The sequence below is a fragment of the Peribacillus sp. SIMBA_075 genome, from assembly GCF_046534585.1.
The window spans coordinates 22,070-35,560 of sequence record NZ_JAWRYN010000048.1; the positions used below are offsets into that span (position 1 = coordinate 22,070).

The window sequence follows — 13,491 nt, forward strand, 5'->3', positions numbered from 1 at the left end:
TTGATTAAAGGTATAGGCGTCGACATTACTGAATTGGATAGAATGGAAAAATTGATTGACCGGCAACCCCGTATAAAGCAACGAATATTAACTGAAAGGGAAATCTCGATTTTCGAAAAGTTAAATGGAAGAAGGAAAATCGAGTATTTTGCTGGGCGCTTTGCAGCAAAGGAGGCTTTTTCTAAAGCATACGGTACAGGGATAGGTAAGCACTTGTCCTTTTTGGATATCGAAATCATATCTGATGATAAAGGAAAGCCAGTGATTTCAAAGCCGTTTTCTGAAGGGGTCCATCTTTCTATTAGCCACAGCAGGGATTATGCGGTTGCTCAGGTCGTAATCGAAAGGGTGATTTGAGTTTTGTCCAATCGGGTCATAAACCTTTAGGTTGTCTCATATACATTTAGTGCTATAGGGAGACAAGGCCCGGTAAAAGGTACATGGCAGAGTAGGTGCTCTCGAAAAGTTTTTAGCCGGGTCGAATTGACCCGTGTCTAAAATGCTGAGGAATCTAAGACATCAGTCGAGCCAATGTCCGGATCCTGCCTTTTCCTCTCCCTTTTACGTTCAAATGACAAAAAGGGGTTGAAAAGATGAAGAAGATGTTAATGCTTTTTGCAGGGATCATGCTCTTGCTTGCTCTTTCTGCTTGCGGCCAAAAATCACAGGGTGATGTAGTGAGTGAATTGAATGAGAAGCTTGGCGAAATGAAAGGGTATAAAGCTAACGCGATGATGACATTGAAGATGGGGACGGAACCTCAAGTGTATAACGTGGAAATTTGGCATAAGGACCCTTCCTTTTACCGCGTAAATCTTAAAAATGAAGAGAAAGATCAAAGCCAGATGATTTTGAAAAATGATGATGGTGTATATGTTTTGACGCCAGCTTTGAATAAGAGCTTCAAATTTCAAAGCGAGTGGCCGGAGAACAGCAGTCAGGCCTATTTGTTTGAGTCGCTGGTGAAAGACATTACGGAAGATAAAAGTGCGACATATAAAGAAACGGATAAACATTATGTCTTTGAAACGAAAACGCGCTACCAAAACAATAAAATGTTGCCGTACCAAGAGATTACTATAAACAAAAAAGATTTATCTCCGGTCAGTGTAAAAGTCATGGACCCCGATAAGACCGCATTAGTCCTTGTTGAATTTTCAAAAGTGAAATTCGATACGACTTTTGATAAAGATTCATTTGATATGAAGAAAAACATGACAAGTGCACAACTTGAAGCGCCTGTTATGGCGGAAGTCCAAAATGAAGGGTTTGCGGTAAAATACCCTGAAAATATTGGTGACATGAACTTAACGGAAGAAAAGGAAATTGCGACGGAAAAGGGAGAACGTGTCGTTTTGACCTATGAGGGTACAAAAAGTTTTACATTAGTTCAGGAAAAAGCTGAGGTAGTCCAAACCTCCGTTTCGACGAATGTTAATGGAGAGCCAGTTGATTTGGGTTATACAGTCGGGGCCATGACAGGAAATACAATTGCATGGACTCTTGAAGGTGTGGATTATATGATTGCATCAAAGGACTTAACACAGGAAGAGATGATAGAAGTCGCCCGTTCAGTTGGGGGAGATCCGGTCAAATAGGATTACATAACAAGCTGATGTTTCCCGTCTCCTTATGAAGGTTTCTTCTAGGAAGGATAGGCGGGGAAGCAGCTTGTTGACATTTTAAATCCCTTCCATTTTGAATGGTTTGGCAAGTTGGGAAATTAGAATCAATGTTAAAAAGCACTTTATCTTTCTATCAGTTGGTTATAGAATGGTCCTATAATGAAACGAAAACTTCGCTATTGGGAAGAATCTTATTGTGAGTGCAGGAAAGAAGGAAATGGGCTTGGAAACGAAAAACTTTCATCGGGATACGTGGGCAGAAGTAAATTTGGATAATATTTTTGAAAATATCTCTTCAATGAAAAATAGACTGAGAAATGGCGTTAGTCTTTTCGCTGTCGTTAAAGCGAATGCTTATGGCCACGGGGACTATGAAGTGGCTAAAACCGCGCTTGAAGCGGGGGCTGATTTTTTAAGTGTCGCTTTCTTAGATGAGGCTCTTGCTTTACGGAAAAAAGGAATATTGGCTCCGATTCTTGTACTTGGGGCTTCGAGGCCTGAAAGTGCAGCGCTTGCTGCCGATAATGGGATTTCCGTGACGGTTTTCGATGTAACATGGTTGGAGAAGGCAAAGGATTTATTGAAACCGGGACAAGTTCTGCAAGTTCATGTAAAAGTTGATAGCGGCATGGGGAGAATTGGCATTCGTGATAAAGGCCAACTCTTGAAAGTGGAAAGTTTGCTTAATGGGGAAACGTGTTTTAACTTCCAAGGGATATTCACACATTTCGCGACGGCCGATGAAATAAAGACCGACTTTTATGAAAAGCAGCTTGCTTCATTTAAAGGAATGCTTTCCGCCTTGATTAGAAGGCCAGAATATATTCATGCAGCCAATAGTGCAGCTTCTTTAAGGTTTAGCGATCCTGAATCTAATGCGATAAGAATGGGGATTTCCATGTATGGTTTGAGTCCTTCTATGGAAATGAAGCCGATATTGCCATTTCCATTAAAGCAGGCTATATCATTGAGAACGAAGATGGTTGCAGTTAAACAGCTTACAAAGGGTGAAAGCGTTAGTTATGGAGCAACATATACGGCTGAAGGTGATGAATGGATTGGGACCTTGCCGATTGGTTATGCTGATGGCTGGATCCGTAAGCTGCAAGGTCAGGAAGTTCTTGTGGATGGAAGCAGAGTGCCGATTGTCGGCAGGATTTGCATGGATCAATGCATGGTCAAGCTGCCTCGATCATACCCTGTGGGAACAGAGGTCACACTCATTGGGAACGATGGAGATGAATCGATTACTGTTGATGAGATAGCGGCTAAACTGGAAACGATCAATTATGAGGTAACGTGTATGATAGGAGCAAGAGTGCCCCGCGTATATATAAAAGACAATCAGTTGATTCGTGTTCGTAACTTCATCCTGGAATGACGGATTGTAAAAAAATCCTAGGATTGTGAATAAGATTTACTTTATTATGCTGATAATAGGATGGAGAATAGAATATACTCTTTGCAGATAGGCAATTTAATGGTAATATTGAAAAGGATATATAATAAAGGTGTGTAGTGATGGTGGAGGTGTATGTTTGTGTCTGAATCCAGCGCAACAAGAGAGATATTAATTCGATTACCTCAAAATTTTTTATCAGAGTTAGATGGGTATGCGAGTGAAGAAAATGTAAATCGCAGTGAATTTATTTATCGTGCCACAAAAATGTATCTTCGCGAACGTAAAAAGAAAGAGTTTCGTGAATCGATGAAACGCGGTTATATTGAAATGGCGGCCATTAACTTAACGATTGCTTCTGAAGCCTTTCAGGCTGAATTCGAGGCTGGTCATTGCGTTGAACGATTAGTTAGCGGAGGCTGAGCCATTGATTGTTGTTAAGCGTGGTGACGTATACTTCGCAGACCTTTCCCCGGTAGTCGGTTCAGAGCAGGGTGGAACCCGTCCGGTACTAATTTTACAAAATGATATTGGTAATCGCTTTAGTCCGACTGTGATCGTGGCAGCCATTACAGCTCAAATTCAAAAAGCGAAATTGCCTACACATGTTGAGATTAATGCCAAAAAGTACGGATTTGAACGAGATTCCGTCATTTTATTAGAACAGATCCGGACAATTGATAAGCAGCGTTTAACCGATAAAATTACGCATCTTGACGAACCGATGATGCAAAAGGTCAATGAAGCTTTACAAATCAGTCTAGGCCTCATTGAGTTTTAGAGAAACGTTTTCCCGTTAATCCGGGCGTTATTATAATACAAATCATTCTTAATTTTAATTAGATGGCACGATTCCTGCAACAGTGGGAATCGTGTTTTTTTATGAAATAACATAAATTTATGTACACAATAAAGGAATTCAGAGGATGAAGATTCTTCAATTCAATTAATCGTATTATTTGTACCAATTTTTACAGCAGGAAATATAAAAAATTTGACGAATAAAAAAGTATACAATTAGATATTGGATTAAACGTTCATTGGTTTTTATTGGTATCCTCCTAACTTTACTTTGAAAGATGTTTTCCTTACCTGATTTTCGGGTATGTAGTTATGTTGTAGATACTTAAATAAGGAAAAGTGAAGTGGGGAAACCCAATGGAATTCCAGGTGGAAAGAACATTACAGTTAGTTAACATCCTTGTGACGAGGACAGGGAAACATAGCAATTGTGTTAGAATGGGAGGATATTATGAACCAATTGGTTTACGATTTTATTAAGCAAAATCATGATTACATTCTTACTGAGTGGATGGATATCATGAAGGAAAGTACAGACGAAAGATTAATTAAAGTCGTCTCTGATCGAATGTTTACGCAAACGAGCAGTGAATTTATAGATATGATCATTACGAATGTTGATAGTAAAAACAAGGAATTCACATTAAAGCTTTCAGATTTTGCCGAGAAAGTCGTCCAATTGGGATGGCCTCTTACTTTCGTCAATGAAGGACTTCATAAATTCACGTTAATTGTCATTAATGGAATGGTGGCAAAGGGTTTGGTGACTCTTGAGAATCAAGTCAATCTTGTTAACCATTTGGATAAATGGGCAACACCAATAAATAATGAGATAGTCAATATATATACCCAAACATGGGAAAGAACCGTTTCCATGCAAAAAATAGCCTTGCAAGAACTTTCGGCACCGCTCATTCCTGTTTTGGAAGGCATTACGGTAATGCCGCTGATTGGCACAATTGATACGGAACGTGCCAAACAGATAATGGAAAACCTGCTGACTGGCGTGGTTAAGCATAGATCTGAAGTTGTTCTTATTGATATAACGGGTGTGCCGGTCGTGGATACCATGGTTGCTCATCATATCATCCAGGCAGCGGAAGCGGTCCGATTAGTGGGTGCTAAATGTATACTCTGCGGCATTCGCCCTGAAATAGCCCAAACCATCGTTAATCTTGGAATTAATTTAAATGAAGTGATTACAAAAAATACGTTAAAAAAAGGGATAGAAGTTGCGTTGGAATTAACGAGCCGTAAGATCGTAAAGGTGGAGGGATAAGTATGAGGATTCCGATATTAAAGCTTTATGACTGCTTGTTAGTCTCTATTCAGTGGGAATTGGATGATGTGACAGCCCTTCAATTTCAAGAGGACTTACTGCATAAGATTCATGAAACAAGCGCAAATGGCGTTGTTATAGATATAACCTCAATAGATTTCATAGATTCCTTTATCGCAAAGGTATTAGGCGATGTCTTTAGCATGTCTAAGCTAATGGGGGCAAAGGTTGTAATTACGGGGATCCAGCCTGCTGTTGCAATAACATTAATTGAACTGGGAATTAGTCTCGATGGTGTTTTGACAGCATTAGATTTAGAGAAAGGCCTGGAGAAATTACAACAGGAATTGGGGGATTAAAGAATGGAGTTCCAATCCTGCGTAAAAATCATAAATGAATGGGACATCGTAGCTGCAAGGCAGCTCGGAAGAAATGTCGCTAAAGAGTTGGGGTTCGGTACTGTAGACCAGGCAAGGATCACAACGGCTATAAGCGAATTGGCCCGAAATATATACTTATATGCTGGACAAGGCAGTGTAAGCATAGAAAAGCCAAATATAAATGGGAAGTCAGGATTGAAAATCATTGCAGAGGACCAAGGGCCGGGAATTGAGGATATTCGCAGAGTCATGGAAGATGGATATACCACCTCAGGGGGACTGGGGGCAGGCCTTCCTGGAGTCAAACGTTTAATGGATGACTTTGATATTGAATCGATACCAGGAGAAGGGACTAAGATTGTCGCTACGAAATGGCTCCGTTAGGGGGGGGACTATGGATATTAGGGAGAACATGGAGAAAAAGTATCATGAGGCGCTTTCTACTTATCTTAAAGACCAAAATGAGCAGGCACTCTACCAAGGACAAAAGATTAGCCGCCTACATATAAAATACAATATATCTCCAGAAGAAATCATCAGTATGCATAAAAATAACTTAATGGAACTTTACCCGGAATTACCGGGAAAAGTATTGGATTCATTCGATTTTCTGCTAGAAGTCATGATGGGATACGGCATTGCATACCGTGAACATCAAAGCCTTAGACATCAACAGCAGGAACTGAAAACGGAAATTGAGATCGCGGCAAACGTTCAACATACTCTTTTGGAAACGGAAATTCCTGATATCAAAGCTCTTGAAATTGGGGTGATAAGTGTCCCGGCCAGACAGATGAATGGAGATTATTATCACTTCGTCCAAGATGAAAATGAGCGTATCGGGGTAGGGATTGCCGATGTAATAGGCAAAGGGATTCCTGCTGCATTGTGCATGTCGATGATTAAATATGCGATGGATAGTCTTCCGGAGCATCGTCATGAACCGAAAAGTGTGCTTGAGAGTTTAAACCGTGTTGTGGAGCATAATGTAGATCCAAGTATGTTCATAACCATGTTCTATGGCTTATATGATCCGCATGACAGGCAATTTTCCTATGCTTCAGCTGGGCATGAACCTGGTTTTTACTATGACGCCGCTTCAGGCACTTTTAGCGATTTGGATGCAAAAGGTTTGTTGCTTGGAGTTGATAAAAAAACAAGGTATCGCCAATATGAAAAAACGGTGAATCGCGGAGATATGATTATTTTATTATCTGATGGAGTGACCGAGTGCCGGACAAATGATGGGTTCATAGAAAGGGAAACGCTAATTGGTTTCATTAAAAAGAATATGCACTTACAAGCCCAGGAAATGGTGAATAATATTTATAAGCAATTGGAGAAAATGCAGAACTTCCAATTAAGGGATGATTTCACATTAATAATTTTAAGATCAAATGTTTAGTATTTTTTCCACAGGGTATAGATATAGGAATGAAGAGGATTTGAAGAGGTGGGTCAAGGATGAATATAACAGTAGATGTTAATGAATTAAATAATGAATTTATTGTAAAACTAAAAGGTGAAATCGATGCCTATACTGCACCAAAACTAAGAGAATCACTATTTCCAATATCAGAGCAGGACAATGTTTCGATTATTATTGATTTAACTGAAGTTTCCTATATGGATAGTACGGGACTTGGAGTATTTGTCGGTGCTTTTAAAAGCGTAAGGGCACATGATGGCGAATTCACTTTAGTTGGTTTATCAGAAAGGTTACGACGTTTATTCGATATTACGGGTCTTGCAGATATCATTGATATAAAAAGTGGTACAGAGGGTGGGTTAGAATGAGTCAAGTATATGATTACATCGAAATGAAAATACCTGCAAAACCAGAGTTCATCGGTGTCATTCGTTTAACGCTTTCTGGAATAGGTAGCCGGATGGGATTTGCGTATGATGAAATCGAGGATTTGAAAATCGCTACCAGTGAGGCTTGTACAAATGCGGTACAGCATGCATATAAGGATTCTGAAAAAGGTGAAGTGAAAGTGAGCTTCGGGCTTTATCCTGACCGTTTGGAGGTCATGGTTTCTGATAGTGGTAAGAGCTGTAATTTCGAAGAGATTCGTCAAGGAATCGGTCCATACGAAAATGGACAAAAAGTCGAGCTCTTGAGAGAAGGAGGCTTGGGTCTTTACCTCATTGAAACTCTGATGGATGATGTGAAAATTCATCAGCATGACGGGGTTACAGTATTTATGACTAAGTTTTTAGAAGGAGAGCAGGTGGAGATGGATGCAAAAACAGTCTCAACCTAATCAGGCACAAAGGGAACAGGTAAATGAATGGATTAGAGCTTATCAGCTGAACCAAGATGATGAAGCACAGAGTAAACTGGTCATCCATTATAAAAGTTTGGTTGAAACAATCTCCCGAAAGTATGCGAAGGGGAAATCATTTCAGGAGGATATCTCTCAAGTCGGCATGATTGGTTTGTTAGGTGCCATTCGAAGATATGATGAATCTTTCGGTAAAAGCTTTGAGGCATTTGCCGTTCCTACAATAATCGGGGAAATCAAGAGGTTCTTGCGTGACAAAACATGGAGTGTTCATGTGCCAAGAAGAATTAAGGAACTTGGTCCGAAAATAAGGGTGACTGTTGAGGAATTAACGACGACTCTGCACCGTTCACCAAGAATAGATGAAATAGCCGATTGTATAGGGGTTACTGAAGAAGAAGTTTTAGAAGCGATGGAAATGGGTAAAAGCTATCAAGCATTATCTGTTGATCATTCTATTGAGGCGGATTCCGATGGTGGTACGGTCACATTGCTTGATATTTTCGGAAATGTCGATGGAGGTTTTGAAAAGGTCAATCAGCGCCTAGTGCTTGAAAAGGTGCTGCATGTGTTGAGTGACCGTGAAAAGATGATCATTCAACATACTTATCTAGAAAATTTAAGTCAAAAAGAAGCGGGCGATAAACTTGGAATTTCCCAAATGCATGTATCAAGGCTCCAGCGCCGCGCAATCAAGAAACTTCAGGAAGCCATTAACGCTGAAAACTCGGAGTTAATACAGTGATCAAAGATATTCTGAGGGAAGAAAAAATAGAAGTCCTTGTCTCTCAATCCTCTAAAAACGGGATGGTTTATTGCGGTGATGATTACTTCTTTCTTCATACGAAAGAATACTTTGTGTGTGTACTGGCAGATGGGCTAGGTAGCGGGAAAAATGCTTACGAATCCTCCCATGCCGTCATCGAGGAAGTTAAACGTAATCATGAGTTGGATGTAGAATCACTAATGGCAGTATGTAATCAAGTTTTAATCGATAAGCGGGGGGCAGCCGTTTCCATTTTGAAGATATTTTATGAAAAGAATGAATTTATATACAGTTCAGTTGGGAACATCCGCTTCTTTCTGTATAATCCAAGCGAGGACCATCTTGTTTACCCTTTACCTGTTACAGGGTATTTATCCGGCAGGAAGCAAAAATACAGGACGCAGAGCTACAAATATGAACCTAATGCAAAATTCATTCTTCATTCCGATGGTCTAGAACTTAAGGGAGCTAAATCTTTTTTAAAAAGGCTTGTCCCTATCGATAAGAACGCCCAATGCATTTTAGAAAGCAGTCCAGTAACTGCAGATGATACAACTTTCATTTTAGGAAGCTTACTTTCGCCATAAATCGGAAGTGAGCTTTTTTGTAATGGATTCGCAACTTCATCCCTCATTTGCTAGACTATACATATTAGATTAAAAGCTTGGAGGTAAACATAATGATCGTTGTAGAAGATACATTAAAAGAATTGATTAAACAAATATCCAATGAGCTAACTTTGAAAAATAATCAAGTTCAAAACGTCATACAGATGCTGCAAGAGGGGAATACTGTACCATTTATTGCCCGGTATAGAAAAGAAATGACGGGTTCACTTGATGAAGTGCAGATTCGTTCCATTATGGAAAGGTGGAACTATCTAGAAAACCTTGGGCAGAGGAAAATGGAAGTTACGCGTTCGATTGGTGAACAGGGAAAATTGACGGAAGAATTAAAAAGACAAATCGAGAAGGCAACAAAACTGCAGGAAGTCGAGGATTTATACAGGCCGTTCAAGCAAAAAAGGAGAACGAAGGCGACGGTCGCTAAAGAAAAGGGGCTTGAACCACTGGCTAAATGGCTTCTTGAATGTCAAATGCAAGCTCGAGTTAGCGAAAAAGCCGCAGAATTCGTATCGGCAGAAAAAGAAGTTACTTCTATTGAAGAGGCTATTGCAGGAGCGCAGGATATCATAGCAGAACATATTTCTGATGACGCGGAATTAAGGAAGTGGATGAGGGCTGAGATTTTCAAAGCTGGAAAAATAGTTTCGGCCGTGAAAAATGAGGAGAAGGACGAGAAAAGAATCTTCGAGATGTACTATGAATATGAGGAGCCAGTTCAAAGGATCGTGCCACATCGGGTCTTAGCGCTTAACAGAGGGGAAAAGGAAGAGGTTTTACGAATATCCATTCAGCCTCGGACTGAAGTCATCATTGGTCATCTGGAACGGAAAATCATTAAAAATAACAAATCTGAAGCCCAAAGTGTCCTTAAATCAGCGATTGAGGATGGACTCAAGCGTTTGATCATGCCTTCGGTAGAACGGGAAATCAGGAAAGAGCTGACGGAAAAAGCAGAGGATCAAGCTATCCACATTTTCTCTGAAAATCTCCGGAACTTACTCCTGCAACCCCCGCTTAAAGGGAAAGTGGTCCTAGCTCTAGATCCGGCATATCGGACGGGCTGTAAATTGGCTGTTATTGATGAAACGGGAAAGGTACTCGATATTAGTGTAATCTATCCGCATCCCCCTGTTGCGAAGTTTAATGCTGCCCGCGAAAAAACGATCGAAATACTTCAGCGGTTCTCAGTTGAAATTGTGGCAATCGGCAATGGGACGGCATCACGTGAATCAGAGCAATTCATCGCGGATATTCTAAAGGAAGTGAAAGGAAATATATCTTATATCATTGTTAATGAAGCGGGGGCAAGTGTATACTCTGCTTCAGATATTGCCCGTGAAGAGTTTCCGGATCTTCAAGTAGAACAGAGAAGCGCCGTATCTATAGGTAGAAGGCTTCAAGATCCCCTTGCCGAACTTGTAAAAATTGATCCTCAATCAGTGGGGGTAGGTCAGTATCAACATGATGTGTCCCAGAAAAAGTTAACGGAATCCCTTTCTTTTGTAGTAGAGACAGCTGTTAACCAGGTGGGAGTTAACGTCAATACCGCTTCATCGTCCCTATTACAATATGTAGCTGGTTTATCAAAATCAGTTGCTCAAAATATTGTGAAGAAAAGGGAAGTGGAAGGGAAGTTTGCTAGCAGGAAGGAATTAAAGAAGATTCCCCGACTTGGCGCCAAAACATATGAACAATGCATAGGGTTCTTGCGTATCATTAATGGAGATGAACCTTTGGATCAAACCGCGATACATCCTGAGAACTACAGTGCCGTGAATAAATTGTTAAAGAAAATGGGATTCACTTCTGAGGATTTAGGCAGTGATGCACTGAATGAAGAGTTAGGTAAACTAAATCCGGCGGAATTAGTAAATGTTTTGGAAATTGGGGAAATTACGATTAAAGATATCATAGATGATTTGATGAAACCGGGAAGAGATCCTCGGGATGAATTATCAAAACCACTGCTTAAGCAAGATGTGCTAAAAATGGAGGATCTGCAAACTGGGATGGAATTACAAGGCACAGTGAGGAATGTTGTGGATTTCGGTGCGTTTGTGGACATCGGTGTTAAACAGGACGGACTTGTGCATATTTCCAAACTAAGCAATCGGTTTGTAAAGCACCCATTGGATATAGTTGCCGTTGGGGATGTTGTGACGGTTTGGGTAGAACTTGTCGACTCTCAAAAGCAAAGGGTATCTTTAACTATGCTCGAGCCAAAGAATCAAAACTAGCCTATGGTAAGCTCCTTCTATATTAGAAGGGGTTTTTTTGGGAAAGCAAATGTATGTTATATTTCGAACATAGTTGAATCTATAATCGGAGACTTTCCTTCTTTTGATAAAAAAACCAACATTGATTCAACATCTTCACTTGATAATAATCCTTTTCATAAAAGGCTTTACGGATTTGATTCTGGAACCAATTAGGCATAGCTTTTCCTCCCTTAGTTTCCTATTGTATTATTAGTCTATGTTATAATGGGTTGTCATGTTACCAAGGAAAGGGAGGGGGAAATGGATAATCTGCAATTGCAAAAACTGGTTGAAGAAATTTCGTTGAAAGACTTTAAAAAGGCCTTTAGACATGTAGCCACTTTTAACCCTCGTCTTCGAACTACAGGAGGACGATACTTGCTTCGTTCACACAATATTGAAATTAATAAGAAGTATCTTGATGAACGCGGTGTGGGAGAAATGATTGGTATCATAAAACATGAATTGTGCCATTATCATCTGCACCTCGAGAAGAAAGGGTATCAGCATCGTGATGCAGACTTTAAGCAATTACTCAAAAAAGTGGAGGCACCGAGATTTTGCGAGCCACTACAATCAAATCAAGTAAAGAGAAAGATGAATACTATTCAATATAAATGTGAAGACTGTCAGCAGGTGTATATTAGAAAAAAACGAATCGACACTACCCGTTTCGTTTGTGGTAAATGTCGCGGAACATTGATTTACCAAGGGTTTAAAGAGGGAAAAACAGAAATTTAAAAAAGACACAAAAGAACCCTTGACTTTAGGTTGTAACCTCTTTATAATCATAAGAGTCGACAAGATAACAACTTGTTCTTCACGACAAACACTAAGGTCCTTGAGCATGAAAAAGGAACCCAATTTTCATTATTCCGCAGTAGCTCAGTGGTAGAGCATTCGGCTGTTAACCGAACGGTCGTAGGTTCGAGTCCTACCTGCGGAGCCATTTTTTTGGGGAAGTACTCAAGAGGCTGAAGAGGCGCCCCTGCTAAGGGTGTAGGTCGCGTAAGCGGCGCGAGGGTTCAAATCCCTCCTTCTCCGCCAGTTACATATTTTATCAAGGCCCATTGGTCAAGCGGTTAAGACACCGCCCTTTCACGGCGGTAACACGGGTTCGAATCCCGTATGGGTCACTTTTATTCGCAAAATTATAATGCTGGTCCCGTGGTGTAGCGGTTAACATGCCTGCCTGTCACGCAGGAGATCGCGGGTTCGATTCCCGTCGGGACCGCCATTTTTTAAAAAATACTTGCTAAAATAATATTATTGTGATATAATATTAACCTGGCCATTAAAAAGTATTAGATTGTTGGGCTATAGCCAAGCGGTAAGGCAACGGATTTTGATTCCGTCATGCGAAGGTTCGATCCCTTCTAGCCCAGCCATTTTATTTAGAGCCATTAGCTCAGTTGGTAGAGCATCTGACTTTTAATCAGAGGGTCGAAGGTTCGAATCCTTCATGGCTCACCATTTCTTTTCGCGGGTGTGGCGGAATTGGCAGACGCACCAGACTTAGGATCTGGCGCCGCAAGGCGTGGGGGTTCAAGTCCCTTCACCCGCACTGATAATTTTCTTCTTGACAACAAGTTGAAAAGGTGTTAAACTTACAAAGTCGCTTTCGCGGTCGTGGCGGAATGGCAGACGCGCTAGGTTGAGGGCCTAGTGGGGGAAACCCCGTGGAGGTTCAAATCCTCTCGGCCGCACCAATAACATCATAGAAATTAGCGCCCGTAGCTCAATTGGATAGAGCATCTGACTACGAATCAGAAGGTTGTAGGTTCGACTCCCGCCGGGCGCACCATATTTTTCGGGAAGTAGCTCAGCTTGGTAGAGCACTTGGTTTGGGACCAAGGGGTCGCAGGTTCGAATCCTGTCTTCCCGACCATTCTTTCTGGAAACACTTTAAAATTAAATGCGGGTGTAGTTTAGTGGTAAAACCTCAGCCTTCCAAGCTGATGATGAGAGTTCGATTCTCTTCACCCGCTCCATTATTGCTCTTTGAAAACTGAACAAAACAAAGCGCCAACGTTAAATTTTAAGTGAGCACACACTATCAAAAAAGCAAA

16 protein-coding genes and 11 tRNA genes are annotated in these 13,491 nt (G+C 40.7%); 26 read left to right on the top strand and 1 reads right to left on the bottom strand.

Features of this window, described 5'->3' with window-relative positions; translation table 11 throughout:
* The 14 genes from acpS to SB775_RS23395 all read left to right on the top strand — a co-directional run bounded on the left by acpS (position 1) and on the right by SB775_RS23395 (position 11,401).
* Positions 1-357, top strand: coding sequence for a holo-ACP synthase (gene acpS, locus SB775_RS23330; protein ID WP_410863566.1), 357 nt, complete (start codon positions 1-3; stop codon positions 355-357).
* Between the two features lie 236 nt (positions 358-593).
* Positions 594-1,598, top strand: coding sequence for a LolA family protein (locus SB775_RS23335; RefSeq protein ID WP_061461184.1), 1,005 nt, complete (start codon positions 594-596; stop codon positions 1,596-1,598).
* A gap of 244 nt (positions 1,599-1,842) precedes the next feature.
* Positions 1,843-3,006, top strand: a complete 1,164-nt coding sequence (gene alr / locus SB775_RS23340) for an alanine racemase (protein WP_089364916.1) — start codon at positions 1,843-1,845, stop codon at positions 3,004-3,006.
* A 159-nt stretch (positions 3,007-3,165) separates the two neighbouring features.
* Positions 3,166-3,447: a CopG family ribbon-helix-helix protein gene (locus SB775_RS23345; protein ID WP_061465936.1), complete on the top strand. Its 282-nt coding sequence runs from the start codon at positions 3,166-3,168 to the stop codon at positions 3,445-3,447.
* A 7-nt stretch (positions 3,448-3,454) separates the two neighbouring features.
* Positions 3,455-3,805: a type II toxin-antitoxin system PemK/MazF family toxin gene (locus SB775_RS23350; RefSeq protein ID WP_034306610.1), complete on the top strand. Its 351-nt coding sequence runs from the start codon at positions 3,455-3,457 to the stop codon at positions 3,803-3,805.
* A 471-nt stretch (positions 3,806-4,276) separates the two neighbouring features.
* Complete coding sequence (locus SB775_RS23355; protein WP_061461185.1) at positions 4,277-5,104, top strand: RsbT co-antagonist protein RsbRA; 828 nt, start codon at positions 4,277-4,279, stop codon at positions 5,102-5,104.
* A gap of 2 nt (positions 5,105-5,106) precedes the next feature.
* Positions 5,107-5,463 (top strand): STAS domain-containing protein, encoded by a 357-nt coding sequence (locus SB775_RS23360; protein WP_061461186.1) that lies wholly within the window; start codon positions 5,107-5,109, stop codon positions 5,461-5,463.
* A gap of 3 nt (positions 5,464-5,466) precedes the next feature.
* Positions 5,467-5,868: an anti-sigma regulatory factor gene (locus SB775_RS23365; RefSeq protein ID WP_061461187.1), complete on the top strand. Its 402-nt coding sequence runs from the start codon at positions 5,467-5,469 to the stop codon at positions 5,866-5,868.
* Positions 5,869-5,878: 10 nt separating this feature from the next.
* Positions 5,879-6,889, top strand: a complete 1,011-nt coding sequence (locus tag SB775_RS23370; protein WP_410863569.1) for a PP2C family protein-serine/threonine phosphatase — start codon at positions 5,879-5,881, stop codon at positions 6,887-6,889.
* Positions 6,890-6,948: 59 nt separating this feature from the next.
* Positions 6,949-7,281: an anti-sigma factor antagonist gene (locus tag SB775_RS23375; protein ID WP_061461189.1), complete on the top strand. Its 333-nt coding sequence runs from the start codon at positions 6,949-6,951 to the stop codon at positions 7,279-7,281.
* A complete protein-coding gene (gene rsbW / locus SB775_RS23380; protein ID WP_061461190.1) occupies positions 7,278-7,751 on the top strand; it encodes an anti-sigma B factor RsbW in 474 nt (157 codons plus the stop codon). Before SB775_RS23375 ends, rsbW begins: the two co-directional genes overlap by 4 nt.
* Positions 7,729-8,517: an RNA polymerase sigma factor SigB gene (gene sigB / locus SB775_RS23385; protein ID WP_410863571.1), complete on the top strand. Its 789-nt coding sequence runs from the start codon at positions 7,729-7,731 to the stop codon at positions 8,515-8,517. Before rsbW ends, sigB begins: the two co-directional genes overlap by 23 nt.
* Positions 8,514-9,125 (top strand): PP2C family serine/threonine-protein phosphatase, encoded by a 612-nt coding sequence (locus tag SB775_RS23390; RefSeq protein WP_250211736.1) that lies wholly within the window; start codon positions 8,514-8,516, stop codon positions 9,123-9,125. Before sigB ends, SB775_RS23390 begins: the two co-directional genes overlap by 4 nt.
* Positions 9,126-9,217: 92 nt before the next feature.
* A complete protein-coding gene (locus SB775_RS23395; protein WP_410863572.1) occupies positions 9,218-11,401 on the top strand; it encodes a Tex family protein in 2,184 nt (727 codons plus the stop codon).
* Between the two features lie 79 nt (positions 11,402-11,480).
* Here SB775_RS23395 and cmpA read toward each other — a convergent pair whose 3' ends face one another.
* Positions 11,481-11,600: a cortex morphogenetic protein CmpA gene (gene cmpA / locus SB775_RS23400; RefSeq protein WP_089364909.1), complete on the bottom strand. Its 120-nt coding sequence runs from the start codon at positions 11,598-11,600 to the stop codon at positions 11,481-11,483.
* A gap of 83 nt (positions 11,601-11,683) precedes the next feature.
* Between cmpA and SB775_RS23405 the strand changes: the two genes are divergently transcribed.
* The 12 genes from SB775_RS23405 (at position 11,684) to SB775_RS23460 (ending at position 13,413) form a co-directional block, all read left to right on the top strand.
* Positions 11,684-12,163 carry a SprT family protein gene (locus SB775_RS23405; RefSeq protein ID WP_410863573.1) on the top strand — a complete coding sequence of 160 codons (480 nt, stop codon included), beginning with the start codon at positions 11,684-11,686 and terminating at the stop codon, positions 12,161-12,163.
* A 133-nt stretch (positions 12,164-12,296) separates the two neighbouring features.
* A tRNA-Asn gene (locus SB775_RS23410) sits at positions 12,297-12,371 on the top strand.
* A 7-nt stretch (positions 12,372-12,378) separates the two neighbouring features.
* Positions 12,379-12,469, top strand: a tRNA-Ser gene (locus SB775_RS23415).
* Positions 12,470-12,486: 17 nt separating this feature from the next.
* Positions 12,487-12,558, top strand: a tRNA-Glu gene (locus SB775_RS23420).
* Positions 12,559-12,583: 25 nt separating this feature from the next.
* Positions 12,584-12,659: transfer RNA gene (locus tag SB775_RS23425), tRNA-Asp, on the top strand.
* Between the two features lie 76 nt (positions 12,660-12,735).
* Positions 12,736-12,810: transfer RNA gene (locus SB775_RS23430), tRNA-Gln, on the top strand.
* A 9-nt stretch (positions 12,811-12,819) separates the two neighbouring features.
* Positions 12,820-12,895, top strand: a tRNA-Lys gene (locus SB775_RS23435).
* A 9-nt stretch (positions 12,896-12,904) separates the two neighbouring features.
* Positions 12,905-12,986 (top strand) — tRNA-Leu (locus SB775_RS23440).
* A gap of 59 nt (positions 12,987-13,045) precedes the next feature.
* Positions 13,046-13,131: transfer RNA gene (locus tag SB775_RS23445), tRNA-Leu, on the top strand.
* A gap of 18 nt (positions 13,132-13,149) precedes the next feature.
* Positions 13,150-13,226, top strand: a tRNA-Arg gene (locus tag SB775_RS23450).
* 7 nt (positions 13,227-13,233) lie between these two features.
* Positions 13,234-13,310, top strand: a tRNA-Pro gene (locus SB775_RS23455).
* A gap of 29 nt (positions 13,311-13,339) precedes the next feature.
* Positions 13,340-13,413, top strand: a tRNA-Gly gene (locus SB775_RS23460).
* The last annotated feature ends 78 nt before the right edge of the window (positions 13,414-13,491 follow it).

Coding starts and splice junctions, on each gene's coding strand:
- cmpA (WP_089364909.1), bottom strand. CDS start 11,600: ATGCCTAATTGGTTCCAGAATCAAATCCGTAAAGCCTTTTATGAAAAG.
- rsbW (WP_061461190.1), top strand. CDS start 7,278: ATGAGTCAAGTATATGATTACATCGAAATGAAAATACCTGCAAAACCA.
- SB775_RS23405 (WP_410863573.1), top strand. CDS start 11,684: ATGGATAATCTGCAATTGCAAAAACTGGTTGAAGAAATTTCGTTGAAA.
- SB775_RS23360 (WP_061461186.1), top strand. CDS start 5,107: ATGAGGATTCCGATATTAAAGCTTTATGACTGCTTGTTAGTCTCTATT.
- SB775_RS23370 (WP_410863569.1), top strand. CDS start 5,879: ATGGATATTAGGGAGAACATGGAGAAAAAGTATCATGAGGCGCTTTCT.
- SB775_RS23355 (WP_061461185.1), top strand. CDS start 4,277: ATGAACCAATTGGTTTACGATTTTATTAAGCAAAATCATGATTACATT.
- SB775_RS23375 (WP_061461189.1), top strand. CDS start 6,949: ATGAATATAACAGTAGATGTTAATGAATTAAATAATGAATTTATTGTA.
- sigB (WP_410863571.1), top strand. CDS start 7,729: ATGCAAAAACAGTCTCAACCTAATCAGGCACAAAGGGAACAGGTAAAT.
- SB775_RS23395 (WP_410863572.1), top strand. CDS start 9,218: ATGATCGTTGTAGAAGATACATTAAAAGAATTGATTAAACAAATATCC.
- alr (WP_089364916.1), top strand. CDS start 1,843: ATGGGCTTGGAAACGAAAAACTTTCATCGGGATACGTGGGCAGAAGTA.
- SB775_RS23365 (WP_061461187.1), top strand. CDS start 5,467: ATGGAGTTCCAATCCTGCGTAAAAATCATAAATGAATGGGACATCGTA.
- SB775_RS23335 (WP_061461184.1), top strand. CDS start 594: ATGAAGAAGATGTTAATGCTTTTTGCAGGGATCATGCTCTTGCTTGCT.